Source organism: Saccharothrix sp. NPDC042600 (assembly GCF_040647305.1).
Taxonomy (GTDB): domain Bacteria; phylum Actinomycetota; class Actinomycetes; order Mycobacteriales; family Pseudonocardiaceae; genus Actinosynnema; species Actinosynnema mutabilis.
The window spans coordinates 1-24,856 of record NZ_JBEZBW010000035.1; the positions used below are offsets into that span (position 1 = coordinate 1).

At 72.7% G+C, this 24,856-nt stretch carries 24 protein-coding genes; 13 read left to right on the forward strand and 11 right to left on the reverse strand.

The window, feature by feature from the left end; genetic code table 11:
- Positions 1–148: 148 nt before the first annotated feature.
- The 3 genes from AB0A74_RS21440 to AB0A74_RS21450 are packed head-to-tail and all read right to left on the reverse strand — an operon-like array spanning position 149 to position 3,164.
- Positions 149–1,189, reverse strand: coding sequence for a hypothetical protein (locus tag AB0A74_RS21440; RefSeq protein ID WP_358251841.1), 1,041 nt, complete (start codon positions 1,187–1,189; stop codon positions 149–151).
- 4 nt (positions 1,190–1,193) lie between these two features.
- Entirely contained in the window at positions 1,194–2,636 is a 1,443-nt protein-coding gene (gene hflX, locus AB0A74_RS21445) for a GTPase HflX (RefSeq protein WP_343936181.1), read from the reverse strand.
- A gap of 42 nt (positions 2,637–2,678) precedes the next feature.
- Entirely contained in the window at positions 2,679–3,164 is a 486-nt protein-coding gene (locus AB0A74_RS21450; protein WP_358251843.1) for a winged helix-turn-helix domain-containing protein, read from the reverse strand.
- 45 nt (positions 3,165–3,209) lie between these two features.
- Between AB0A74_RS21450 and AB0A74_RS21455 the strand changes: the two genes are divergently transcribed.
- Both AB0A74_RS21455 and AB0A74_RS21460 read left to right on the forward strand, forming a co-directional pair.
- On the forward strand, positions 3,210–4,436 hold the full coding sequence (locus tag AB0A74_RS21455) for an MFS transporter (protein WP_358251955.1): 1,227 nt from the start codon (positions 3,210–3,212) through the stop codon (positions 4,434–4,436).
- An 18-nt stretch (positions 4,437–4,454) separates the two neighbouring features.
- Positions 4,455–5,639, forward strand: coding sequence for an MFS transporter (locus tag AB0A74_RS21460; RefSeq protein ID WP_358251845.1), 1,185 nt, complete (start codon positions 4,455–4,457; stop codon positions 5,637–5,639).
- Here AB0A74_RS21460 and dapF read toward each other — a convergent pair.
- The 3 genes from dapF to AB0A74_RS21475 are packed head-to-tail and all read right to left on the reverse strand — an operon-like array spanning position 5,610 to position 8,020.
- A complete protein-coding gene (dapF, locus tag AB0A74_RS21465; protein ID WP_358251846.1) occupies positions 5,610–6,419 on the reverse strand; it encodes a diaminopimelate epimerase in 810 nt (269 codons plus the stop codon). The genes AB0A74_RS21460 and dapF overlap by 30 nt on opposite strands.
- 4 nt (positions 6,420–6,423) lie before the next feature.
- Positions 6,424–7,326, reverse strand: a complete 903-nt coding sequence (gene miaA, locus AB0A74_RS21470; RefSeq protein ID WP_358251848.1) for a tRNA (adenosine(37)-N6)-dimethylallyltransferase MiaA — start codon at positions 7,324–7,326, stop codon at positions 6,424–6,426.
- 4 nt (positions 7,327–7,330) lie between these two features.
- On the reverse strand, positions 7,331–8,020 hold the full coding sequence (locus AB0A74_RS21475) for a class III extradiol dioxygenase subunit B-like domain-containing protein (protein WP_358251850.1): 690 nt from the start codon (positions 8,018–8,020) through the stop codon (positions 7,331–7,333).
- A 183-nt stretch (positions 8,021–8,203) separates the two neighbouring features.
- Between AB0A74_RS21475 and AB0A74_RS21480 the strand changes: the two genes are divergently transcribed.
- On the forward strand, positions 8,204–9,526 hold the full coding sequence (locus AB0A74_RS21480; RefSeq protein WP_343936186.1) for a DUF349 domain-containing protein: 1,323 nt from the start codon (positions 8,204–8,206) through the stop codon (positions 9,524–9,526).
- 56 nt (positions 9,527–9,582) lie between these two features.
- Here the strand turns inward: AB0A74_RS21480 and AB0A74_RS21485 are convergent, their stop codons facing one another.
- Positions 9,583–10,056, reverse strand: coding sequence for a hypothetical protein (locus tag AB0A74_RS21485; RefSeq protein WP_358251852.1), 474 nt, complete (start codon positions 10,054–10,056; stop codon positions 9,583–9,585).
- Positions 10,053–11,537, reverse strand: a complete 1,485-nt coding sequence (gene miaB / locus AB0A74_RS21490; RefSeq protein ID WP_358251853.1) for a tRNA (N6-isopentenyl adenosine(37)-C2)-methylthiotransferase MiaB — start codon at positions 11,535–11,537, stop codon at positions 10,053–10,055. The genes AB0A74_RS21485 and miaB overlap by 4 nt, the downstream gene beginning before the upstream one ends.
- A 284-nt stretch (positions 11,538–11,821) precedes the next feature.
- On the opposite strand from miaB, the gene AB0A74_RS21495 reads away from it, so the two are divergent.
- The gene (locus AB0A74_RS21495; protein ID WP_358251855.1) at positions 11,822–12,781 is read left to right on the forward strand and encodes a TAXI family TRAP transporter solute-binding subunit; all 960 of its coding nucleotides are present in this window, start codon (positions 11,822–11,824) and stop codon (positions 12,779–12,781) included.
- Positions 12,782–12,784: 3 nt separating this feature from the next.
- Here the strand turns inward: AB0A74_RS21495 and AB0A74_RS21500 are convergent, their stop codons facing one another.
- Both AB0A74_RS21500 and AB0A74_RS21505 read right to left on the reverse strand, forming a co-directional pair.
- Positions 12,785–14,161 carry a HAMP domain-containing sensor histidine kinase gene (locus tag AB0A74_RS21500; RefSeq protein ID WP_358251857.1) on the reverse strand — a complete coding sequence of 459 codons (1,377 nt, stop codon included), beginning with the start codon at positions 14,159–14,161 and terminating at the stop codon, positions 12,785–12,787.
- A 1-nt stretch (position 14,162) separates the two neighbouring features.
- Positions 14,163–14,837 (reverse strand): response regulator transcription factor, encoded by a 675-nt coding sequence (locus tag AB0A74_RS21505; protein WP_358251859.1) that lies wholly within the window; start codon positions 14,835–14,837, stop codon positions 14,163–14,165.
- Between the two features lie 163 nt (positions 14,838–15,000).
- On the opposite strand from AB0A74_RS21505, the gene AB0A74_RS21510 reads away from it, so the two are divergent.
- The 4 genes from AB0A74_RS21510 (at position 15,001) to AB0A74_RS21525 (ending at position 18,303) form a co-directional block, all read left to right on the forward strand.
- Positions 15,001–15,729 (forward strand): amino acid ABC transporter ATP-binding protein, encoded by a 729-nt coding sequence (locus tag AB0A74_RS21510; RefSeq protein ID WP_358251957.1) that lies wholly within the window; start codon positions 15,001–15,003, stop codon positions 15,727–15,729.
- A gap of 66 nt (positions 15,730–15,795) precedes the next feature.
- The gene (locus AB0A74_RS21515) at positions 15,796–16,683 is read left to right on the forward strand and encodes a glutamate ABC transporter substrate-binding protein (RefSeq protein WP_358251861.1); all 888 of its coding nucleotides are present in this window, start codon (positions 15,796–15,798) and stop codon (positions 16,681–16,683) included.
- A gap of 49 nt (positions 16,684–16,732) precedes the next feature.
- Positions 16,733–17,407 carry an amino acid ABC transporter permease gene (locus AB0A74_RS21520; RefSeq protein ID WP_358251863.1) on the forward strand — a complete coding sequence of 225 codons (675 nt, stop codon included), beginning with the start codon at positions 16,733–16,735 and terminating at the stop codon, positions 17,405–17,407.
- Complete coding sequence (locus AB0A74_RS21525; protein WP_358251864.1) at positions 17,404–18,303, forward strand: amino acid ABC transporter permease; 900 nt, start codon at positions 17,404–17,406, stop codon at positions 18,301–18,303. The genes AB0A74_RS21520 and AB0A74_RS21525 overlap by 4 nt, the downstream gene beginning before the upstream one ends.
- Positions 18,304–18,358: 55 nt before the next feature.
- Here AB0A74_RS21525 and AB0A74_RS21530 read toward each other — a convergent pair whose 3' ends face one another.
- Complete coding sequence (locus AB0A74_RS21530; protein ID WP_358251866.1) at positions 18,359–19,444, reverse strand: Vms1/Ankzf1 family peptidyl-tRNA hydrolase; 1,086 nt, start codon at positions 19,442–19,444, stop codon at positions 18,359–18,361.
- Positions 19,445–19,492: 48 nt separating this feature from the next.
- Between AB0A74_RS21530 and AB0A74_RS21535 the strand changes: the two genes are divergently transcribed.
- The 5 genes from AB0A74_RS21535 (at position 19,493) to AB0A74_RS21555 (ending at position 24,853) form a co-directional block, all read left to right on the forward strand.
- A complete protein-coding gene (locus AB0A74_RS21535) occupies positions 19,493–20,203 on the forward strand; it encodes an EcsC family protein (protein WP_358251868.1) in 711 nt (236 codons plus the stop codon).
- 67 nt (positions 20,204–20,270) lie between these two features.
- Positions 20,271–21,485 carry an MFS transporter gene (locus tag AB0A74_RS21540; RefSeq protein ID WP_358251870.1) on the forward strand — a complete coding sequence of 405 codons (1,215 nt, stop codon included), beginning with the start codon at positions 20,271–20,273 and terminating at the stop codon, positions 21,483–21,485.
- 178 nt (positions 21,486–21,663) lie between these two features.
- The gene (locus AB0A74_RS21545; RefSeq protein WP_358251872.1) at positions 21,664–21,801 is read left to right on the forward strand and encodes a hypothetical protein; all 138 of its coding nucleotides are present in this window, start codon (positions 21,664–21,666) and stop codon (positions 21,799–21,801) included.
- Positions 21,802–21,835: 34 nt separating this feature from the next.
- Positions 21,836–22,018 carry a hypothetical protein gene (locus tag AB0A74_RS21550; protein ID WP_358251874.1) on the forward strand — a complete coding sequence of 61 codons (183 nt, stop codon included), beginning with the start codon at positions 21,836–21,838 and terminating at the stop codon, positions 22,016–22,018.
- 171 nt (positions 22,019–22,189) lie between these two features.
- The gene (locus AB0A74_RS21555; RefSeq protein ID WP_358251875.1) at positions 22,190–24,853 is read left to right on the forward strand and encodes an AAA family ATPase; all 2,664 of its coding nucleotides are present in this window, start codon (positions 22,190–22,192) and stop codon (positions 24,851–24,853) included.
- Positions 24,854–24,856 lie beyond the last annotated feature (3 nt).

A 24,856-nucleotide genomic window follows, 5' to 3' on the forward strand; every position in this document is an offset into this window, starting at 1 on the left:
GCGTGGCGTGGGCTGCGGCGCGGGCGTGGTGTTGCGCGGCGTGGGCTGCGGCGTGGTGCGGCCGGCGCTGCGGCGCGGTCGGCGGCGGCAGCGTGGCGTGGGCGGGTTCGCCGGCACTGTGGCGTGGCCGGTGGTGGGTGGCGTGGGGTCAGGACTGGCGGCGGTTGCGGGAGCGGCGGATGCCGAGCCCGATCAGGGCCAGTGCGGCTGCGCCTGCGGCGATGACGGCCCACGGGGGGATGTCGCTGCTGTCGGCGGCGGGCGCGGGGGAGGCTGCCGTGTCGCCGGTGCCCTGGGGTGGTGGGGGCGTGGTCGTCGTGGGGGCGGGGGCGGCCAGGGCCGCCGCGCCGGTGACCGCGCGGATGGTGGAGCGGGCGGCGTCGGGGGCGAATTCCGTGGCCGAGAGCAGGGTGCCGTCCGGGTCGAAGGCGATCGCCTCGCCCTGGGGCTCGTTCGGCAGCGGGACGCGGACCGGGTCCGATCCCAGGGCCTTGGCCAGGTCGCCGTCGTCGGGCACCGGGAACAGGTACGCGTCGGTGTAGGTGCGCAGCGCCGCCACGCGGCCGTCGTGGGACATCGCGCCGCCGGTCACCAGGCGGGTCACCACGGTGCTCTCCAGCGGGCCGCCCGGGGTGTCGGTGCCGCGCATCGACACGCGGGCCACCTGTTCCAGCGGGGTGGGGGCGGCGTCGGACAGGTCGGCGGTCGGGCGGTAGACCAGGGCCGAGCCGATGGGTTCCTTGGTGACGATGTGCGGGACGCCGCGGGCGTCCAGGAGCAGCGCTTCGGCGTCGTGCTTGCCGTCCGGGTAGGTCAGGCGGAACAGGCGGGACGTGCCGTCCGGGGCGATCGCGTGCAGCGCCACGGTCTCGCGGGTCTTGCCGTTGTCGCCGGTGTCGGCCAGCCACACGGTGCCGTCCGGCGCCAGGGCCAGGTCCTCGACGTCGTACGGGTTCGCCGGGGCGGTGATGGTGCGGGTGACCCCGCACGACCGGTTGAGGACCTGGACCTCCACCCGACCCGTGTCGCTGTCGTTGACGGCGAACCACTCGTCGCCGCTGGACCCCAGGCCGGACAGCTCGGCCAGCTTCGGCGAGGTGAGCGCGCACACGTCGGCGACGGCCGGCTCCGCCGAAGCGGGACCGGCCGTCAGGACGAGTGCGGCCAGGGCCGCGAGTGGCGCGCGCAAGGGATCAGGCGCGGCTTCCGTTCACGGCGAACTGCTCCAGCACGCCGGCCAGGTCGGGGCGCACGCGAGCGCTCAGCTCGGTGCCCTCCTCGGTGTGCCGCTCCTTGAGCACCTCGCCCTCGCGGTGCACGCGGGCCACGATCTCGCCGCGCGCGTACGGCACCAGGGCGTCCACCACGACCTCGGGGCGCGGGATCAGCGAGGCGATGCGCTCGCGCAGCTCCCCGATGCCCTCGCCGGTGTGCGCCGAGACGAACACCGCCGTGGGGAACAGGTGGCGCAGCCGGGCCAGGCCCAGGTCGCCCACCGCGTCGATCTTGTTGACCACCAGCAGCTCGTGCGGCATCGAGTCGTGCCGCTCGCTGATCTCCGAGATCACCTCGCGGACCGCCGTGACCTGCTTCTCCGGCATCCCGTCGGACCCGTCGACCACGTGCACGAGCAGGTCCGCGTCGGCGACCTCCTCCAGCGTCGACCGGAACGCCTCCACCAGCTGGTGCGGCAGGTGCCGGACGAAGCCGACGGTGTCGGTCAGCGTGTACGGCAGGCCCTCGGGGGTCTGGGTGCGCCGCGTGGTCGGGTCGAGGGTGGCGAACAGGGCGTCCTGCACCAGCACCCCCGCCCCGGTCAGGGCGTTGAGCAGGCTGGACTTGCCCGCGTTCGTGTACCCGGCGATGGCCACGTTCGGCACCGCGTTGGCCACCCGCGCGCCGCGCTTGGTCTCCCGGATGACGCTCATCGCCGCGATCTCGCGCCGCAGCTTGGCGATCCGGGCGCGGATGCGCCGGCGGTCGGTTTCGAGCTTGGTCTCACCGGGACCGCGCAGACCCACGCCGCCGTTGCCGCCGCCGGCGCGACCACCGGCCTGCCGCGACAGCGACTCGCCCCAACCGCGCAGGCGCGGCAGCAGGTACTGCAGCTGCGCCATCTCGACCTGGGCCTTGCCCTCCTTGGTCGAGGCGTGCTGGGCGAAGATGTCCAGGATGAGCGCGGTGCGGTCGATGACCTTGACCTTGAGCTTCTCCTCCAGCTGCCGCAGCTGGCCGGGGGACAGCTCACCGTCGCAGATCACCGTGTCCGCCCCGGTGGCGATCACGACGTCGCGCAGTTCGGCGACCTTGCCGGAGCCGATGTAGGTGGCCGGGTCGGGCCGGTCGCGCCGCTGGACGAGGCCTTCGAGGACCTCGGAGCCCGCGGTCTCGGCGAGCAGCGCCAGTTCGGCGAGCGAGGCCTCGGAGTCGGCCGCCGTGCCCTCGGTCCACACGCCGACCAGCACGACGCGCTCCAGGCGGAGCTGCCGGTACTCGACCTCTGTGATGTCCTCCAGCTCGGTGGACAACCCGGCGACGCGGCGGAGCGCGGCGCGGTCGGCGAGAGCCAGCTCGCCGGTGGACAGCTCGGCTTCGTGGTCGAGCCAGTCGTTGCTGTTGTGCGTGTTTTCCGTCATTTGCCCTTCATCGTCGCATGTCCCGCCGCCGGCGCCGAGTGGTTAATCGCCTGGGTACACCGCCAGGTAGATCGCCACACGCTCCCCTTCCGGGTCGTCCGGTTCAGCGGCCAGCTCATCCAACAACGTGCGGAGACGCCGCTTTAGTTCCCCGGCGTTCACCCTCGTCACCAGGCGTGTCTGGTCGACCTGGTCGTGGCCCAGCTCGGCCACCTCGGACAGGAACGCCTGGAGCATCGCCTCGCCCTTGGCGTGCGGGTCGACGCCGGACAGCCGCCAGGACAGGCCCGTGGACAGGTAGGGGATCTCCCGCGCGCCGCGGTTGCCGGTGCGCGCGGGCTGGGGTTCGAGGAAGCCCGTGGCGACGAGTTTGCGCACGTGGTGGAGGGTCGTGGCGGGGTCGCGGCCGAGGCGTTCCGCGATCTCCTTGTTGGTCATCGCCCGGTCGTAGGTGAGCCGGATGATGCGCAGCCGCACGGCGGAGGCGAGGGCGGCGGCTTCGGCCTCGGTGGCGGGGCGTCGGTGCACCCGCCCAGGATAAGTGATTGACACTTTCCAATCACTCCCGCGAGACTGCCGGACGTGTCCCTGTGGTCCCACCGCGACTTCCGCCTGCTCTGGGCAGGCGACACCATCAGCTACTTCGGCGCGTCCGTCGGTCGGGTCGTGCTGCCCCTGCTCGCCGCGGGCACCCTCGCGGCGACGCCGTTCCAGATGGGGCTGTTGACGGCGGCGAACACCGCCGCGTTCCTGCTCATCGGCCTGCCGGCGGGCGTGTGGGTGGACCGCATGCGGCGGCGCCCGATCATGCTGACCGCCGACTTCGTCCGCTTCGGGCTGCTGCTGTCCGTGCCGCTCGCGTGGTGGCTGGGCGCGCTGACCCTGGTTCACCTGGTCGTGGTCGCCCTGCTGGTGGGCGCGGCCACGGTCATGTTCGACATCGCCTACCAGTCGTACCTGCCGGTGCTGGTCGGGCGGGACCAACTGGTCGAGGGCAACGCCAAGCTGACCGCGAGCCAGTCCGTGGCCGAGGTGTCCGGACCCGCGGTGGCCGGTGGTGTCGCCCAGGCGGTGGGCGCGGCCAACGGCGTGCTGGCCACGGGCGTCGGCTACCTGTGCTCGGCGCTGTTCCTGATGCGCATCCGCACGCACGAACCCGAACCGGTGCGGTCCGACAAACCGAGCCTGGTGGCGGAGATCGGCGAGGGGTTGCGGTTCGTGTTCGGCAACCGGTCGCTGCGCGCGATCGTCGGCACGACCGGCACGGCGAACTTCTTCGGCGGCATGGGCATGGCCGTCATCGTGCTGTTCCTGGCCCGGACCCTGGACCTGTCCGACGGCGTGATCGGGCTGGTCCTGACCTCGGCGGGGCTGGGCGGCGTGCTCGGCGCGCTGACCGCGAACCGGTGGAACAAGCGGTTCGGGCAGCTGCGGGTGATCTGGCTGGTCATGCTGGTGACCCAGCCGTTCGGCCTGCTGATCCCGCTGGGGGCGGCGGACTGGCGGCTGGTGTTCGTGTTCGTCGGCGACCTGGCGGTCGCGTACGGGGCGATCGTCTACAACATCGCCCAGGTCAGCTACCGGCAGTCGATCTGCCCGGACCACCTGCTGGGGCGGATGAACGCGTCGATCCGGTTCGTGGTGTGGGGGTCCATGCCGTTGGGCGGCCTGGTCGGCGGTGCGCTGGGCGGGGGGTTCGGGATCGTGCCGACGTTGTGGATCGCGATGGCCGGTCAGGCGCTGGCCGTGCTGTGGGTGCTCTTCTCGCCGCTGCGGACGCGGGAGGCCGTGGCGGCCTGATCCGTCCTTGGGGGGTTCGTGCGGGATTTCCGGCTGTTCTGGGGGAGCGACACGGTCAGCCAGTTCGGCAGCGCGGTGTCGGTGTTCGCGTTGCCGCTGGTGGCGGTCGAGATGGGGGTGTCGGAGTTCGCGATCGGCTTGCTGACCGCGGCGGGCATGGCGGCGTTCCTGCTGGTCGGGCTGCCGGTCGGGGTGTTCGTGGACCGGGTGCGGCGGCGTCCGGTGCAGGTCTGGGGCAACGCGGGGCGCGCCGCGGCCCTGGCGTCGGTGCCGCTGGTGGGGTGGTTCGGCGGGCTGTCGTTCGAGTACCTGCTGGCGGTGGCGCTGCTGGTGGGCGTGCTGTCGGTGTTCGTCGAGGTCGCGGCCCTGTCGTACCTGACGGCGCTGGTGCCGCGGGCGGAGTTGTCGGCGGCCAACAGCCGGATGATGGCCACTCAGCAGGTCGCGCGGCTGTCCGGGAAGCCGCTGGCCGGGGTGTTCGCCGAGGTGTTCGGGGCGGTCGGCAGCCTGTTCGCGGTCACCGCGAGCTTCGCCGTGTCGGGCGCGCTGCTCGGCCGCGTCCGGACCCCGGAGCCCGTGCCGGAGCCGGCCCGCCGGCGGGTGTGGGCGGACATGGGCGAGGGGCTGCGGTTCGTGTTCGGGCACGCGTTGCTGCGCCCGCTGGTGTTGTGCACGACCACGTTCAACCTGGCCAACGGGGTGTGGAGCGCGCTCAACGTGGTGTTCCTGGTCCGCGTGCTGGACCTGCCGGCCGGGGTGGCGGCGTTGCTGCTCGGCGTCGGCAGCGCGGGCGGGGCCGTGGCCGGGCTGTTCGTCGGGCGGTTGAGCGGCCGGCGGCTGGTGTGGTCGTCGCTGGTGTGCACGCAGCCGGCGTGGCTGGTGGTGCCGTGGGCGGAGCACGGGTGGGTGGTCGCCGCCGGGTGTTTCGTGGCGACGATGGGCGTGCTGGTCTACAACGTCGCCCAGGTCAGCCTGCGGCAGGCGCTGTGCCCGGACCGGCTCATGGGGCGGATGAACGCCTCGATCCGGTTCCTCGCGTGGGGCGCGATGCCGGTGGGCGCGCTGCTCGGCGGGGCGCTGGCCGAGTGGGTCGGTGTGCGCGGCGGGCTGTGGGTGGCCTCGGTCGGGATGGTGCTGGCCGTCGGGTGGGTGCTCGCGTCGCCGCTGCGGGCGTCAGAGGGCGTCCCACCACGCCTGGTCTAGCTCGCCGCGCGCGAGCAGCACGGCCGGGCCGGTCAGGGTGGAGGTGTCCTCCTCGATGACGACCGAGACCTGTCCACCCGGGACGTCCACAGTGGCCTTGCCGGTGCGCCGGCCGGTGCCGTGCAGCCACGACGCGACCGCCGCGACCGTGCCCGTGCCGCACGAACGGGTCTCGCCAACCCCCCGTTCGTGGACGCGCATGCGCAGAGCGCCGTCGCCGAGAACGTTCACGAACTCGACGTTCACCCCGTTGGGGAACACCGCGGCGTCGAACCGGGGGGTGTCGCGGAGCAGGTCGAGGGTCGCGACCGGGGTCGTGGTGACGCACGCCAGGTGCGGGTTGCCGACGTCCACCGCCACGCCGTCGAACGCCGCCGCGCCGAGCGTGGTCGAGGACGTGCCGACCACGCGGGCCGGGCCCATGTCCACCGTGACGGTGCCGTCCTCGTGGGCGATGACGTGCCGCTGACCGGCGCGGGTGCCGATGGTGGACTCGCCGGTCGGGAGCAGGCCCTCCGACACCAGGTAGCGCACGAACACGCGGACGCCGTTGCCGCACATCTCGGCGATGGAGCCGTCGGCGTTGCGGTAGTCCATGAACCACGGGCCGAAGTCGGGGCGCACCACGCGCAGCACGCCGTCCGCGCCCAGGCCGCGCTGCCGGTCGCACAGCGCCCGCACCCGCTCCTCGGTCAGGTCGAGCAGACCGTCGGGGTCCGGCAGGACCACGAAGTCGTTCTCGGTGCCGTGCCCCTTGAGAAATTCGACGCCCACGCCCACCAGGCTACTTCGCCACGAGCCGCAGGACGTCGTCGGCCAGCGCGGGCGAGGCGGCGTCGAACCACGTCACCCGCCGGTCCCGCCGGAACCACGACCGCTGCCGCCGCACGAACCGCCGCGTCGCCCGCGCGGTCTCCTCGGCCGCCGCCGCCAGGTCGCACTCGCCGTCGAACGCCGCGAGCACCTGCTGGTACCCCAGCGCCCGCGCCGCCGTCCGCCCGTCCCGGAGGCCGCGGGCCTCCAGCTCACGCACCTCGTCGACCAGCCCGGCCGCGAACATCCGCTCCACCCGGACGTCCACCCGCCGGTCCAGTTCGGCCGCCTCCCGGTCCAGCCCGACCAGCACCGTGCCGTACCGGGCGGGACCCGGCTTGGGCAGGGTCGCCGAGAACGGCCGCCCGGTCAGCTCGATGACCTCCAGCGCCCGCACCACGCGCCGCCCGTTGGACGGCAGGATCGCCAGCGCCGCCGCCGGGTCCAGGCGCGCGAGCCGGTCGTGCAGCACCCCGGGGCCGACCGCCGCCAGCTCCTCCTCCAGCCGGGACCGCACCGCCTCGTCCGTGGCGGGGAACACCAGGTCGTCCAGCACGGCCTGCACGTACAGCCCGGACCCGCCGACCAGGACCGGCACCCGTCCCCGACCCAGGACGTCCTCGATCGCCGCACGGGCTTCGCGCTGGTAGACGGCGACGTGGGCGGTCTGGGTGACGTCCAGGACGTCGAGCTGGTGGTGCGGCACCCCCCGCCGCTCGTCCGGGGACATCTTGGCGGTGCCGATGTCCATGCCGCGGTAGAGCTGCATCGAGTCGGCGTTGACGACCTCCCCGCCCAACTCGACCGCGAGCCGCACGGCGAGGTCGGACTTGCCGGTCGCGGTGGGGCCTACGACGGCGATGGGCGCGTTCACGCCGCTAAGCCTCCCAGACGGCCACGTGGTACCCGACGCCGAAGGGCGCCGAGAACTCCGACCGCGTGCACCGCCACGGCCCCGGCACGCCCGCCAGGACCTGCCACGCCGCCCGCCCGGCCGCGCCCAGTTCGTTCGCCAGCCCCGGGTCCAGGGCCTTCAGCGCCTCGGCGTCGGCGTGCACGAGCGCCGCGCGCACGTCGTCGTCGAACGGCCGCGCCCGGTCGTCGGGCCGGCCCACGGCCTGCTCCCCGTGCCGGTGCGACCCGTCGCCCAGCACCAGCAACGCCCGGTTTCCCGAAGCGCCCAGCTCGGCCCCCAGCGCCACGCAGTCGGCGGTGGGCAGGTCCGGCGGCACGAGGTGGACGCGCACGCTGCGTGCGCCCGCGTGCTCGCGCAGCCACCCCGCCACCAGGGCGGGCAGGGGCATCGCCGGTTCCACAGAGGACGGCTCCGCCGAGAGCGAAACGGGCACGTCCACGCCAAATCCGAGAAACGATCCGGCAACGTTTTCCAGCACCCGAGGACCCGTCGGATCGGCCGCGACGGCGGTCCAGTCCAGGTCGTGGGCGGCGAGGTCGCGGGCCGCGGCGAGGCAGGCTGCCCGCACCGCTTGGGTTTCGGCCACGGCGCCACCCACGAGTTCGGGCACGAGCAGGGGTGGGTGCGGCACGACGGCGACACGCGAGATCATGGCGGCCCACGCTACCCATCAGCCACCACCAGTACCGATGCGAGCCCTGACCTGTTTGAATGCGCGCGGGGTACTGGGGACTATTGAGGAGTCGCGGTACCCGGGTGCTGGGCCCCGCCGTAGGCGGGGCGCCCGTGGTCGGCACGGGCACCACGAAGTGGGCAGGCGAGGAGGAAGCCGGCGATGACGGAACACGAGACGACACCGGAAGCCACTGGCGACAGTGGCACGGGGGCGGTGGTCGAGGAGACGCGGACGGTGAGCGCACCTCCGCCGGTCCCCGTGGCGTCGGACCACCCTGACCGCTGGGGGCGCGTGGACGAGGACGGCACCGTCCACGTCAAGACGGCGGACGGTGAACGGGTCGTCGGTTCCTGGCAGGCGGGGGAGCCCGCCGAGGGCCTGGCGCACTTCGCGCGCCGGTTCGACGACATCCGCACCGAGGTCGAGCTGCTGGTGACGCGGCTGACCTCCGGCGCGGGCGACCCCAAGCACGCGCTGACCAGCGCGAAGCACGTCCAGGAGAGCCTGAAGGACGCCGCGGTCGTCGGCGACCTGGCCGCCCTGTCCGCGCGGGTCGAGTACGTCCTGGTGCTCGCCGAGCAGGGGCTGGAGGCCGCGAAGGCCGCCAAGGACGAGGCCCGCGCGCAGGCCGGCGCCCGGAAGCTGGCGCTGGTCGAGGAGGCCGAGGCGCTGGCCGCGGAGTCCACCCAGTGGAAGGCCGCCGGTGACCGCCTGCGGGCCATCCTGGACGAGTGGAAGACCATCCGGGGCGTCGACCGCAAGACCGACGAGCAGCTGTGGCGGCGGTTCTCCAAGGCGCGTGACGCGTTCAACCGGCGGCGGGGCTCGCACTTCGCCGACCTGGACCGGCAGCGCGGGGTCGCGAAGAACCGCAAGCAGGAGCTGGTCGAGGAGGCCGAGAAGCTCGTCGAGTCCGACGACTGGGGTCCGACCGCCGGCCGCTACAAGGACCTGATGGTCGAGTGGAAGGCGGCGGGCCGCGCCCCGAAGGAGGCCGACGACGCCCTGTGGCAGCGCTTCCGCGCGGCGCAGGACGCGTTCTTCGCCCGCCGGTCGGAGGCCTTCAGCGAGCGGGACGCGGAGTTCGCGGCCAACGCGAAGCTGAAGGAGGAGCTGCTCGCCGAGGCCGAGCACATCGATCCCAGCCACGACCTGGAGGCGGCGCGGCAGCAGCTCTACCGCATCCAGGAGCGGTGGGACGCGATCGGCAAGGTCCCGCGCGAGCGCGTGCGGGAGCTGGAGGGCAAGCTGCGCGCGATCGAGGAGAAGGTGCGCGGCGCGGTCGACGCCCAGTGGCGGCGCTCCGACCCCGAGGCCGAGGCGCGGGTCGCGCAGTTCCGCGAGCGGGTCGAGCAGTTCGAGGCCCAGGCGGCCAAGGCCCGGTCGGCCGGCGACAAGCGGCGGGCCGAGCAGGCCGAGGCGCAGGCCAAGCAGTGGCGCGAGTGGCTGGCGGCGGCCGAGCAGGCCGTGGCCACCCGGTAGGTCGAAGCAGCACGAGAAGGGCCCCTTCCCGCCGCGGCGGGAAGGGGCCCTTCTCGTCACTGGAGCGCGGGGCGGGAAGCGGCGATCTTGAGCCACTTCACCAGCAGCACCACGATGGCGATCACGGCGACGACCAGGCCCGCGCCCGGTCCCGGACCCGGCTGGTGACCCGTGGTCGTCTGGGTCGTCCAGATCGACAGGACGCCGCTCACCGACGCCGCGAAGGACGCCAGGGCGCTCAGCCACGCCAGCGCCCAGCGGCGCACGGCCAGGGTGGCGGCGGGGAACAGCACGCCGGCCACCAGCACCGCGTACGAGAACACCTTGGGCATCGCCGGCGCCTCGCCGAGCAGCACCCGCAACCCGGTGTCCCCGCCCACCCACGGCAGCACGAACGACACCAGGATCGCCAGCACCGCCACCGCGATCAGCATCGCGCCCGCGCCCGGGTCGAACCGCTTGGCCGCCGAACGGCCGACGCCGTCGATCTCCGCGCGCAGGCCGGCCAGGTCCTCGGGGTCGTCGCTCATGCGACCGTGCACCCGCCCGTCGCGGCCGGCAGCGGCTCCGGGGCGCCGAACTTCGGCAGGCCGAGGGTCACGCCCGCCGTCTTCGGCCGGATGCCCGCCTCCGAGCGGTCGCCCGCCTTGGTGCGGCGGTGGCTGATCAGCGGGCCGTCGGCGATGAGGTTGTGCGGGGCCGCGTAGGTGATCACGGTCTCGACCACGTCACCCGGGCGGATGTGGGCGTCGCCCGGGGCGAAGTGGACCAGGCGGCCGTCGCGGGCGCGGCCGGACAGGCGGTGGGTCTCGGCGTCCTTGCGGCCCTCGCCGTTGGCGACCAGGACCTCCACGGTGCGGCCGACCTGCAGCTTGTTCTGCTCCCAGGACATCTCGTTCTGCAGCGCCACCAGCCGGTCGTAGCGCTCCTGCACGACCTCCTTGGGCAGCTGGTCGGGCAGCGTGGCGGCGGGCGTGCCGGGGCGCTTGGAGTACTGGAAGGTGAAGGCGCTGGAGAACCGGGACTCGCGGACCACGTCCAGCGTGGCCTGGAAGTCCTCCTCGGTCTCGCCCGGGAAGCCGACGATGATGTCGGTGGTGATCGCCGCGTCCGGCATGGCCGCGCGGACCTTGTCCAGGATGGACAGGTACTTCGCGGAGCGGTACGAGCGGCGCATCTCCTTGAGCACGCGGTCCGAGCCCGACTGCAGCGGCATGTGCAGCTGGTGGCACACGTTCGGCGTCTCGGCCATCGCTGCGATGACGTCGTCGGTGAAGTCCTTCGGGTGCGGCGAGGTGAAGCGGACGCGCTCCAGGCCGTCGACGCCCCCGCACGCGCGCAGCAGCTTGCCGAACGCGAACCGGTCGCCGAACTCGACGCCGTAGGAGTTGACGTTCTGCCCGAGCAGGGTCACCTCCAGCACGCCCTCGTCCACCAGCGCCTGGACCTCGGCGAGCACCTCGCCGGGCCGGCGGTCCTTCTCCTTGCCGCGCAGCGACGGGACGATGCAGAACGTGCACGTGTTGTTGCACCCGACCGACACCGACACCCAGCCCGAGTAGGCCGAGTCGCGGCGGGCGGGCAGCGTGGACGGGAAGGTCTCCAGGGCGTCGAGGATCTCGACCTGGGCCTCGCGGTTGTGCCGGGCGCGTTCGAGCAGCACCGGCAGCGACCCGAGGTTGTGCGTGCCGAAGACCACGTCCACCCACGGGGCGCGCTTGACGATCTCGCCCTGGTCCTTCTGCGCCAGGCAGCCGCCGACGGCGATCTGCATGCCCGGGTTGGCGGCCTTGGCGGGCGCGAGGTGGCCGAGGGTGCCGTAGAGCTTGTTGTCGGCGTTCTCCCGCACCGCGCAGGTGTTGAACACCACCACGTCGGGGGTCGCGTCACCCTCCGCCGGCGCGTAGCCCGCGTCTTCGAGCATGCCGGCGAGGCGTTCGGAGTCGTGCACGTTCATCTGGCAGCCGAACGTGCGGATCTGGTAGCTCCTGCGACTCTGCGTGCCGGTCACGTGGTCACGTCTCCCCTGGTCGGTGGCTTGATGGCCACGGTCGCCACGAGGTCATCGCTACTGCTCACTAGCTGGATCACTCCGTGCTGCAGGTCGATCAACATGCTCGGGGCATGCCTGCGTGGATGACGCCCTGGTCTCGTCCAACCCATCGTAGGCACCTTCCCGGGGGCGGCGTGCACGCAGTGCCGTTATGCGGGTCCGAGGCGTGCGGAACCGGTCGCCGCGGCCGCCCCATCCTTCCGTCGGGTCCGGGGCGGAGGCGGACGTGCGACGATGCGCGGGTGTCGGGAGTGCTGCTGCGGGTGCAGGCGGCCGGGGCCGTGTTGGCCCTGGCCACGTTGTCGCTGACCGCGTGCGGTGACGAGTTCGACCACGTCAAGCTGACCATGGCCGCGGGCAGCGACTCCGGGGTCTACCACCGGCTCAGCGGCGCCCTGGCCGACTCGTGGACCCGCGACCCCGGCATCCCGCACCCCCAGGTCGTCGTCACCGCCGGGTCGGTGGACAACCTCGAACGGCTGGCCGCCAACACCGCCCAGGTGGGCTTCTCGGCGGCCGACGCGGCGGAGCGCGCCCACAACGAGGGCAAGGGCCACCGGATCTCCGCGCTGGCCCGCATGCACGACGACTACCTGCAGGTCGTGGTCCGCGACGACGTCCCGGCCACCAAGCTCACCGACCTGCGGGGTCTGCGCGTCTCGCTGGGCGCGCCCGACTCCGGCGTGCTGGTCATCGCCGAACGGCTGCTCAAGTCCGCCGGCATGTCGCCGACCACCGACCTCCAGCCCCGTTACCTCGACCTCAACGCCACCACCGACGCCATGCGCGACGGCTCGCTGGACGCGTTCTTCTGGTCCGGCGGCGTCCCCACCACCGGCGTGCGGACGCTGGCCACCACGGTCAAGATCCGCATGCTGGACCTGAGCGACGTGCTGCCGCGGCTGCGCGCCCAGTACCCCGTCTACGGGTCGGCCACCCTGCCCGCCTCGGCCTACGAGCTGCCCGGCGGCCCGGTCACCAAACCGGTCACCACCCTGGTCGTGCGCAACTTCCTCCTGGTCAACGACACGATGTCCGACGACGTCGCGGAAGCGCTGCTCAGAGGCCTGTTCGGGGCGCAGGACGCGATGGTGGCGGCCAGTCCGGTGGCCCGGTCGATAGAGGTCCGGTCGGCCATCGAGACCACGCCGATCCCGCTGCACCCCGGCGCGATGCGCTACTACCGCGACGTCAAGGTCTGAGGCTCACACGGCCGGGAACGTGACGCTGACCCGCAACCCGCCCTCCGGGGGCAGCGACAGCTCCACCGACCCGTCCACCCGCTCCACGATCTGCCGCACGATCGCCAGCCCCAACCCCGAGCCCTGGATGTTCTGGTGCGCCGGCGACCGCCAGAACCGGTCGGTGGCCCGCTCCAGCTCCTCCGGCGACAGCCCCGGCCCCTCGTCGCGCACCGACAGCCGCACCACGCCGTCGCGCCGCCGCACGTCCACCCGGATGAGCGTGTCGTCGGGCGCGAACTTCAGCGCGTTGTCCAGCAGGGCGTCCAGCACCGCCTCCACGCCGCGCGGCGGGGCCAGCGCCCGCCCGCCGCGTTCGCCGTCGAGCACCAGGTGCACCGAGCGGGCCGCGGCGGCGGCGTTCCAGGCCGACAGCCGGCCCGCCACGGCCTGGTCCACCTCCACCGGCAGCGGGTCCACCGACGGGGCGGCGGCGCGGGCCATGGCCAGCAGCTCGTCCAGGATGCGGTTGAGCCGGTCGGCCTCGTCCAGCGCGGCCACCTGGTGCACCTCGGCCTCGCCGGAGACGTGACCCTCCAGGTTGGACAGCCGCAGCTTCAGCGCGGTCAACGGGTTGCGCAGCTGGTGCGAGGCGTCGGCGACGAACGCCCGCTGCGCGGCCAGCACGTCGGTCACGTTCGCGGCCATCTGGTCGAACGACCGCGACAGTTGCCGCAGCTCCGGCGGCCCCGACGCCGACCCCACCGGCTCCACGGCCCGCCCCGACACCACCGACGCGAGCAGCCTGCCCGTGGCGTCGTCCAGCGCCCGCACCGGCCGCAGCGTCCAGCGCACCAGCGGCAGCGCCGCGAACACGCCCAGCGCCAGCACCAGCAGGCTCGCCACGAGCAGCACCGACCACCACAGGGCGACCTCGCGGCGGGTCTTGTCGGTGGGGGAGAAGGTGACGATCGCGCCGCGCACCTCGCCGTCGGCCAGCACCGGCTCGGCCAGCACCAGCTCGACCCGGTCCCACGGCATGAACAGCTCCGGCGCGGTCGGCTGCCGGCCCGCCAGCGCGCTGTCCACCAGCTCGCGCACGCCGTCGGGCGACAGGTCCACCGGGCCGGACGCGGCCACCACCGTGCCCGACCGGTCCAGCAACGCCACCTTGATCCCGTACAGCTCCTGGTAGCGGACCAGCTCGCGCTCCATCACCGTCGGCTGGTCGTCGATGAGGGGACGCTGCGCGACCGACGCGAAACGCGCCGTGTCGGTCAGCCGGTCCAGGAACATCTCCTGCTGCTCGGTCGCCGCGACCCCGCGCCCGAGCGGCACGCCCATGCCGACCAGCACCAGCACCACCAGGGTGAGGACGATCCCGAGCAGCCGCGAGCGCATGTCAGCCGGTCACCGACAGCCGGTAGCCGACGCCGCGCACCGTCTCCAGCAGCGACGGCCGCCCGAGCTTGGTGCGCAGGGTCGCCACGTGGACGTCCAGCGTCCGGTTCGCCCCCGCCCACGTCCGACCCCACACCTCGGCCAGGATCCGCTCCCGCGTGCACACCGCGCCACCCGCCGCCATCACCAGCGCCAACACCTGGAACTCCTTGCGCGACAGCGCCACGGGTTCACCCGCCACGGTGACCTCGTGCCGGGCCAGGTCCACCCGCACGTCGGCCACCTCGAACACCTCCGTGCCGGTGCCGCCGACCCCGACCGGGTCGCCGCGCCGCCGCCGCACCGCGTGCACGCGCGCCACCAGTTCGCCGACGTCGTAGGGCTTGACCAGGTAATCGTCCGCGCCGGCGTGCAAACCCAGGATTCGGTCGTCGATTTCCCCGCGGGCCGACACGACGATGATGGCGACGTCACTCGCAGCCCTGATATTGCGGCAGAGCGTGACCCCGTCGATATCCGGCAGACCCAGGTCCAGCAACACGACGTCGATACCGGCCAACCGATCGAGCGTCCCCCGACCGGTTGCCTGTCGGTCTACGCTGAAACCCCGCCGTGTCAGCGCCGGGACCAGCGCTTCTGCCACGCGGTCGTCGTCTTCGACCAACAGCACGCGCACCGGCGTCCTCCCGAGTTATTGTCGCCTGCCTGTGACAGAGTTGAGACCCTAAGTCTTGCTCAACCGCCTGGACTGGTGTGGTGATTCACACCTAGGTTTCCCGCCATCGCTCTCCGAGCCCCGACTGGAGGATCTGATGACCGCCCCCACACCTGCTCCGCCGATGATCCGGATGGCGGGCGTGGACAAGTTCTTCGGGCCTCTCCACGTTCTCAAGCAGGTCAACCTTGAGGTGCCCAAGGGCCAGGTCGTCGTCGTGCTGGGGCCGTCGGGCTCGGGCAAGTCGACCCTGTGCCGCACGATCAACCGCCTCGAACCGATCAACGCCGGCACCATCGAGGTCGACGGCCAGCCGCTGCCCTCGGAGGGCAAGGAGCTGGCGCGCCTGCGCGCGGACGTCGGCATGGTCTTCCAGTCGTTCAACCTGTTCGCGCACAAGAGCATCGTGGACAACGTGATGCTCGCGCCGGTCAAGGTGCGCAAGACCCCGTCGGCGCAGGCCCGCAAGACGGCCATGGAGCTGTTGGAGCGGGTCGGCATCGCGAACCAGGCGGAGAAGTTCCCCGCCCAGCTCTCGGGTGGGCAGCAGCAGCGGGCGGCGATCGCCCGCGCCCTGGCGATGAAGCCCAAGGTGATGCTGTTCGACGAGCCGACCTCCGCGCTGGACCCGGAGATGGTCCAGGAGGTGCTCGACGTCATGACGACCCTGGCCCGCGAGGGCATGACCATGCTCGTGGTCACCCACGAGATGGGCTTCGCCCGCAAGGCCGCGGACCGGGTGATCTTCATGGCCGACGGCGAGGTCGTCGAGGACTCGACGCCCGAGGAGTTCTTCTCGGCGCCGAAGTCCAACCGCGCGAAGGACTTCCTTGGCAAGATCCTGACCCACTGAAGTCCCTTTGACCGCGGCGCTCAAGCCTGGCGCCGCCAGACCCCGACGAAGAGCAGGAGTAAGACGATGAGGGTTCGCACCCTTGCGGTGGCGCTGCTGGCCGGCGGCCTCGCCCTGACCGCGTGCGGCAAGGAGGGGACCCCGGGCGGGTCGACCCCGGCCCCCACGCAGCAGGTCGCCACCGACGTGAAGGTGGACGGCTCGGAGACGTTCAAGAAGATCCAGGCCCGCGGCAAGGTCGTCATCGGCGTCAAGGAGGACCAGCCGGGCCTGGGCTACAAGGACCCGACGAGCGGCAAGTACAGCGGCTTCGACGTCGAGATCGCGAAGCTGATCGCCGCCAAGCTCGGCTACGGCGACGACAAGATCGAGTACAAGGCGATCGCCTCCGCCGGTCGCGAGCAGGCGCTGATCAACGGTGACGTCGACTACTACGTCGGCACCTACACCATCAACGACAAGCGCAAGCAGCAGGTCTCCTTCGCCGGCCCGTACTTCACCGCCGGCCAGGACCTCCTGGTGAAGAAGACCGACAACACCATCACCGGCCCGGAGACCCTCAAGGGCAAGAAGGTCTGCTCGGTCACCGGCTCGACGCCGATCCAGAAGGTCAAGAACGAGGGCCTGACCGAGGCCGGCAACATCGTCGAGCTGCAGAACTACTCGCAGTGCGTGCAGCAGCTGGAGCAGGGCGCGGTCGACGCGGTCACCACCGACGACGCGATCCTCAAGGGCTACGCGGCGCAGCAGCCCGACGTGTTCAAGGTCGTCGGCAAGCCCTTCTCCAAGGAGCCCTACGGCATCGGCCTGGCCAAGGACGACAAGGCCCTGCGCGACAAGGTGAACGACATCCTGGAGGCGGCCATCACCGGCGGCCAGTGGGAGAGCATCTACAACGCGACCCTCGGCAAGTCCGGTTCGCCGGCCACCAAGCCGGTGCTTGAGCGGTACTGATCCTCTGAGGCGACCGGCCCTCCCCCGACCCTGCTAGCCGAGGAAGACGATGAACGTCCTGCTCGACAACCTCGACCTGTACGGGCCGGGGTTCCTCAACACCATTGAGCTGTTCCTCTACTCCGCGGTCGGCTCGCTGGTGCTGGGCACGATCCTGGCGATGCTGCGCGTCTCGCCGGTACCCATCTTCCGCGCGGCGGGCACCCTCTACGTCACCGTCGTGCGCAACACGCCGCTGACGCTGGTGTTCTTCTTCTTCGCGTTCGCGTTCCCGCTGCTCAAGATCCTGGACGCGGCGTCGTTCGGCGGCTCGGCTTCCCGCTACTACTTCACCTCCGCCCTGATCGCCCTGATCCTCTACACGTCCGCGTTCGTCTGCGAGGTCGTCCGGTCGGGCATCAACACCGTCCCGGTGGGCCAGGCCGAGGCGTCCCGCGCGCTGGGCCTGACCTTCGGCCAGATGCTCGGCTCCGTGGTGCTGCCGCAGGCGACGCGCGCCGTGGTGCCGCCGTTGATGAGCACGATGATCGCGCTGCTGAAGAACACGACGATCGCGGCCGGCTTCTCGGTGTTCCAGGCGGGTTCGATCAGCGCCAACCTGGCCGAGCGCGGTGAGAGCCAGCTGATCGGCCTGCTGTGGGTGGCGCTGTTCTTCGTCATCCCCGTGATCCCCATGACCCTGCTGCAACGCAGCCTTGAGAAGCGGTGGAGCATCGCCCGATGAGCGCCTCGGTCCTCTTCGACGTTCCCGGGCCGAAGGCTCGGCTGCGGTACCGCCTCTACGCGGTGCTCGGCACCCTCGTCCTGCTCGCCGGCATCGCCTTCGTGGTCTACCGGTTCGCGGACAGCGGGCAGTTCGACGGCCAGAAGTGGTCGTGGCTGGAGTACGAATACGTGCAGTTGCGCCTGCTGAGCGCGTTGGGCAACACGCTCAAGGCGTTCGTGGCGGGCGCGATCCTGGCGATGCTGTTCGGCGCGATCTTCGCGGCCGGCCAGCTCTCCGACCACAAGTTCGTCCGGGTGCCGTCGCTGGTGGTCGTGGAGTTCTTCCGCGCCGTCCCGCTCGTGGTGCTGATCTTCATCTCGCACTACGGCTTCGGGTTGGGCGCCAAGCTCGACACCACGATCGGCGACCTGACCGGTCTGACGATGGGCGGCACGTTCTACTCCGTCGTCATCGGCCTCACGCTCTACAACGGGTCGGTGCTCGCCGAGGTGTTCCGCGCGGGTGTGCTGTCCCTGCCGCGGGGCCAGAGCGAGGCCGCGTACGCCCTGGGCATGCGCAAGACGCAGGTGATGAACTTCGTGCTCCTGCCGCAAGCGGTCCGGGCCATGCTGCCGGCGATCATCAGCCAGTTGGTGGTCTTGCTGAAGGACTCCGCGCTCGGCTTCATCATCGAGTACGAGGAGTTGCTGCGCGAGGCGCGCTTCCTCGGCGGTCAGTTCGAGTTCGGCCGCCCGCTGGTGCCGATCACCATCGTGGTGGCCGCCGTCTACATCGGGATGTGCCTGCTGCTCACGTGGCTGGCGAACACGCTGGAGAAGCGCAACCGGCGCAACAAGAAGGTCGTGGAGCCCGAGGCCAAGCCGGCTGAGGACGTGGTCGCGGCGGCCGTCTGACCGCGGACGTGGAGAAGGGGCGGGACCCGCTCGGGTCCCGCCCCTTCCGCGTGTGTCAGGTGTGCCGGAGGAGTGCGCCCACGCCCTCCCACAGGCGGGCCTCGTCGGTGATCACGACCTCCGCGCCGGTGGCGCCGGCCGCCGTCGTGAGCACCTCGTCGGCCGGTTGCCGCTCGACGTGGTCCACGCCGAGCGCGCGCAGGTCGGACTCCCGGACCGCGACCTGGGCCGGGTCGTCGCCCGCGAACACCATCCGGTCGCCCAGCGGGGTGCGGTTGGCGATCAGGAGCGCGGCGACGTTGGCCTCGCGCAGGGCCGCCACGACCTTCTCCATGCCCTGCACCGCCAGACCGCCGTCGCGGTTGGACTCGGCGGTGAAGCGCTCGACCACCTCGTGCTCCCGGCTGTGGCGGTGCTGGGCGACCAGGGAGCGCACGGCGGCGTCGAAGGCCTCGTCGTCGGTCCCGTCGGCCAGGCTCGCGCCCTCGACCTCGACCAGGACGTCCCGGCACCGCGGGCTCAGCTCCTCGCGGACCGCGGCGCGGGCCTGGACCTCGCCGCCCAGGATGAGCAGCGGGGCGTTCAGCCCCTCGACCAGGGTCTCGGCGGCCTCGGCCACGCGGGCCGCGTTGCGCTGGGCGGTCTCCTCGACCGCGTTCTGCATGCGCTTGTGGGACCACCCGCCGCCGCCGACCTTGTGCAGCGGGTGCTGGTCGCCGCGCACCTCCGTCGACGTCTCCACCCGCCCGTCGTAGGCGTGCAGGTCCGCGCCGGCCCGGTCGGCGACCACCACGACGTGCGGCACCTGCGGTTCGATGAGACTGGCCAGCGGCAGCAGGTTCGGGCGGCGGGACCAGCGGGCCGAGTCGGCGGCCGGTGGTCGTGGCAGCGGCCGGTCGAGCAGGAGCCGTCCGCCGGCGGCGATGAGCGCCCGGCCGGCCTTGCCCACGGCGGGCTCCCGGGCCGCCGCGTCCATCGCGCGCAGGGTCTCCTCGTCCGCGCCCTGTCGCGCCAGGTCGTCGCGCAGCCCGCGCCAGCGCAGCTCCAGCGCCTTGGCCGCGTCCTCCGTGTCGTGCGAGGCGTCCAGGTAGACCGAGGCGAACGGTCCGCGCTCCCGGAGCACCTCTCCCAAGGTGGACATGTCCATGGGTGTCGGCTACCCGCTGCACCACCGCGTAACCTCGGTGTCATGGCCGACGAACCCGGTGCGCTGGCGAAGGCGCAGCAAGGAGCCGTGGACCACCTGCTCAAGGTCGGCATCGAGGGCTTCGGCCCGTTCAAGGGCGCCCGCGCGATGGCGTCCGACCTGCTCGACCGGGGCCTGACCAGGGACGAGGCGGTCCGCAACCTGATCCGCACGCACGTCGCCGCCGCGGGCATCCAGGGGTTCGCCACCAACATCGGCGGGCTCATCACCCTCCCGGTGACGCTGCCCGCCAACGTCGCCGCCGCCTACCTGGTCCAAACGCACCTGATCGCCTCGATCGCCGCCGTCTACGGGCACGACCTGGAGAGCGACGAGGTGCGCACGGCGATCCTGGTGTGCCTGTTGGGCAACGCCGGCACCGAGGTGCTGAAGAAGGCGGGCATCAAGGTGGGCGCGAAGCTCACGATGAACCTGATCGAGCGAATCCCGGCGCAGCTCATCCGGGAGATCAACAAGCGGGTCGGGTTCACGCTGCTGGCCAAGTACGGCACGTCGAAGGGCGCGATCACGCTGGCCAAGGGCGTCCCCCTGGTGGGTGGCGTGATCGGTGGCGGGTTCGACGCGGTGACCACGCGGGCGGTGGGCGGTTTCGCGCGGCGGTTCTTCTCCGAGCGCGCCGAGGTGCCGTTCGTGGTGGAGGGCCAGGTCGTGGAGGGCGAGATCGTCGAGGAGCGGCGCGCCGAGCTGGAGTGATTGGCCCAAGTTCTCGGGTCGGGCATGGCACTTCTCGTGGGCCAATCGCCCGCTTAGCGTCATCGGCATGGGAACGACGAAGCGGCTCGCGCTGGCGCAGGCGGTCAACTCGGTGGGCGACGGCGCGTTCTACGTGTCGTCGGCGCTGTTCTTCACGCGGGTCGTCGGGCTGTCCGTCGCCCAGGTCGGGTTCGCGTTGACGCTGGCCTGGGCGGTCGGCGCGGTGGCCGGCATCCCGCTGGGGCAGCTCGCCGACCGGTTCGGGGCGCGGCGGATCGCGGTCGCGCTGGCCGTGGTGACGGCGGGCGCGTTGGCGTTGTTCCTCGTGGTGCGGTCGCTGCCGGCGTTCCTGGCGGCGGCGTGCCTCTACACGTCCGGGCAGAGCGGGTTGCAAGCAGCGCGGCAGGCGTTGCTGGCCGGGCTGGTCGAGCCGGAGCGGCGGACGCGGGTGCGGGCGGTGCTCCAGTCGGTGCTCAACGCCGGGCTCGCGGTCGGCGCCGGGCTGGGCGCGGTCGCGCTGCACCTGGACACCCCGGCCGCGTACCTGACCGTGTTCGCGGTGGACGCCGCCGGGTTCCTGGTCGCCGCGCTGGTGCTGCTCGGCCTGCCGGAGGTGGTGGTCCGGGTGTCCGGGCCGAAGCGGGCGGGGGTGCTGCGGGACCGGCCGTACGCGGTGGTGGCGTTGGTGAACGCGGTCATCCTGCTCTACATGCCGATGCTGAGCCTGGTCGTTCCACTGTGGATCGTGCAGCGGACGGACGCGCCCGCGTGGGTGGTCGGCGCGCTCTTCGCGCTCAACACCAGCGCGGTCGTGGTGGGTCAGGTGCGGTTGGCGCGCGGGGTCACGGACCTGCGCACGGCGGTGCGGTCGGTGCGGCGCGGCGGTGTGCTGCTGCTGGTGTCGTGCGGGGTGTTCGCGCTGTCCGAGGGGCGCGGCGCGGGGGTCGCGGTGGCGGTGCTGGTGGTCGCGGCGGCCGTGCAGGTGGTGGGGGAGATGCTGCACGCCGCGGGGTCGTGGGAGATCGGGTTCGGGTTGGCGCCGGCCGACAAGCAGGGGCAGTACCAGGGGTTCTACGGCACGGGCACGGCCGTGGCGCGGACCGTCGGGCCGCTGCTGCTGACCACGCTGGTGCTGGGCGGCGGCGCGGTGGGGTGGCTCGTGCTGGGCGGGCTGTTCCTGGCCGCCGCGCTGGCGATGGGCCCGGCGGTGCGGGTTGCCTCGTCGCGCGGTGATCTTGATCGCCCGAATAAGTCCTTGGCATCCGCGCACGGGACGCGCTAACGTCATCGACATGTTCTTCCAGATCTGAGGTTCTCCTCCTCCGCGCCGCACGCGAGGCTTCGCGCCCGTGCCGAGCGCTTCTCTTCCTGGTGGCCCTAGCGGCTCTGTGACGACCCTTTCGCGGTCGTATGCCTTTGCACGCCTCGAATTCGTATGAGGAGGCGGTCGCATGCCCACCATGCGCACTGAACAACACCACGACGCGCTGCCGACCAACCGGAAGGCCCGTCGTGCCCAGGGTGCGGCCCAGCCGCGCTTCGGCGGGGGGCGGCTCATCGTCGCCAACCCGCGCCAGTACGCCATGCGGCGTCGCTGACCAGCGACAACGCCACACCGAGGGGGTAGGACCGATGATCGACCAGAACGACGTCCCGGCCGAGGGCGAGCAGCCCGAGCAGGAGCCGGAGTACGTGCCCAACCGCCGCGAACGCCGCGGCCACGCCCAGAAGAACGCGGGCGTGAACAAGATCCCCGGCCGGCCGCAGCAGGCGAACTTCGTCGGGCGCAGGCTCTTCCGCCGCAACGGCGGCTGAGCGCGCCGCGGCCCGCGGCCCCCGATGTCCATTGTGGCATCGGGGGCCGACAGTTCCCCGCGGAACGGCCATCCGGCACCGCCGGCACCGCGCTCATCACGCGGTGCCGGCGGTGTGCTCGCATTCCCTTTTTCTTTGTGCCGCGCGGAATTCGTCTAGGCTCGTGGCGTCATGAGCGCACAGCGGGTGAGCCCGGTCCTGGTGGGTCGGGCGGCGGAGGTCGCGCGGCTGGGCGAGGCGCTCGCCGACGCGCCCGCGACCGTGCTGCTCGGCGGTGAGGCGGGGGTCGGCAAGTCCCGGCTGGTGGCGGAGTTCGTCGCCGGGCTGGACGCGCGGGTGCTGGTCGGCGGGTGCGTCGAGCTGGACGGGTTGCCGTTCGCGCCGTTCGTGGCCGCCCTGCGCGGGATCGGGTTGGGCGAGCGGGAACGGGCCGACCTCGCGCCGCTGGTGCCGGGGCTCGAACCACGTCCGGGTGACGAGGCGCGTCCCCGGCTGTTCGAGGGCGTGTTGGCGCTGCTGGCGCGGCTGTCCGAGGACCGGCCGGTGGTGCTGGTCGTGGAGGACGCGCACTGGGCCGACCGGTCCAGCCGCGACCTGCTGGACTTCCTGGTGCGCAACCAGCGCGCGGTGCCGCGGTCGTTGATCGTGGTGACCCACCGGACCGACGAGACGAGCCGTCCGCTGCGCGCGGTGCTGGCCGAGCTCGGGCGGCTGCCGTGGGTGCGGTCGGTCGCGCTGGGGCGGTTGTCCGCCGCGGACGTGCGGCGGCAGGTGCGCGAGATCCTCGGCGGCGAGCCCGATCCAGAGTTCGCGCGGACGGTCTTCCGGCGCAGCGCGGGCAACCCGCTGTTCGTGGAGGCCCTGCTGGACGGGTCCGCCGGGCGGTCGTTGGCCGAGCTGTTGCTGGGCCGGGTGGACCGCCTGGGTCCGGACGCGGTCGCGATCGTGCGGGCCGCCGCGGTCGGCGGCGCGCGCGTCCCCCACGCGGTGCTGAGCGAAGTCGTGGACACGACCGCCATAAGGTCCACTGTGGACGGTGGCGTGCTGGTCGTGGACGGCGACGGGTACGCGTTCCGGCACGCCCTGATCCGCGACGCCGTGTGCGCGGACCTCCTGCCCGGCGAACGGGCGGACCTGCACGCCCGCTACGCGCGTGCCCTTCCCGAGGACGCCGCCGCCGAACTCACCCACCACCGCCACGCCGCCGGTGACCTGACCGGCGCCGTCGAAGCCGCGTGGCGCGCCGCCGACACCGCCCGCCGCGCCCTGGCCTACGCCGAGCAGTTGGCGATGCTCGAACGCGTCCTGGCGCTGTGGGACCACGCCGGGCACCTGGGCGTCGAACGGAGCACCGTGCTGGAGAACGCGGGCGAGGCCGCGTGGCGGGCCGGCGAGGACACCCGGGGCGTCGAGCTGACCACGGAACTGCTGGGGTCGCTCGACCTCGACGCCGAACGCGTCCGGTACGCGGCGGTCCTGGAGCAGCGCGCCCGCATGCTGGCCCGCCTGGGCCGTCCGGAGGCCCTCGACGACCACCGCCGCGCGGTGCGGACCGTGCCCGAGGGCCACGCGATCCGCGGCTACCTGCTCAACTCGTTGGCCGGCCGCCTGATGGAGGTGCCCGCGCCGGACGAGGCCCGCGCCGCCGCCCAACAGGCCCTGGCCGCCTCGCACCACGCCGGCGACGACCCGTCCGAGGCCGCCGCCCTGATCACCCTGGCCGTCCTGGACGCCCGCGAAGGCGACCTGGACGCCCAGTTGCCGCGCCTGGCCAGGGCGGCGGCGATCGCCGAATCCGTCGCCGCGCACCAGATCCGACTGCGGGCCGTGCGCTGGGAGTCGTCCCTCTCCGAGGCGTTCGGCAGGCTGGAGCGGGCCGAGTCCCTGGCCCGCCACGGCCTCCGCACCGCCCGCGAACTGGGCCTGGCGAGGTCGGCCGGCGTGGACCACGCGGTGGCGCTGGCGATGGCCCAGGTGGCGGCCGGCAAGTGGGACGAGGCGGTGGACTGCGTCGACCACGCCCTGGACCACGCGCCACCCCCGAACCACCACGCCCACCTGCTGTGCCTCAGGGGTTACGTGGACCTGCACCGGGGCGACCCGGACCGCGCGGAGTGGGCCGTGACCCGAGCCCGCGACCTGGTCGGCTCCGGCTTCAGCCAAGACCCGCTGCTGCTCACCCGCCTGACCGCCGAGATCCGCCTGGCCCAAGGCGGCGACCCCGCCGACGTCCTGCTGCCGGCCCTGCGACTGCCCCACCTGGCCCACGCGTCCCGCTTCGCCTGGCCCCTGCTGGTGCTCGCCCGCCGCGCCCGTCTTGTCGGTACCCCGTGGGACGATGGAGACGGGGGCCGGAGGCCGCTGCCGGTCGTCGGGCCGGTGCAGCGGGCGTGGTCGCTGACCTTCCACGGCTCACCCGAGGCGATCGCCGCGTGGGAGGCCCTCGACCAGCCCTTCCACCTCGCCTCCGCCCTCCTCGACCACGCCGCTCAGGACCCGAGAGCCCGCGCCGACCACCTCCGCCGCGCCGTCACGCTGGCCGAAGCCCTCGGAGCCGAACCCCTGCGGGCCCGGGCCGCCGACCTCGCGCGCCGCGCCCACGTCACCCTGACCGGCGAGGGCGCCGCCAAGCGCGACTCCTTCGGCCTGACCGCCCGCGAGGTGGAGATCCTGCGGCTGGTCACCGACGGCCTGGCCAACCGGGAGATCGCCGAACGCCTGTTCATCTCGGCGAAGACCGCGAGCGTCCACGTGTCGAACATCCTCGGCAAGCTCGGCGTGGCCAACCGCGTCGAGGCCGCCGCCACCGCGCACCGACTGGGGCTGTTCGAATAAGGC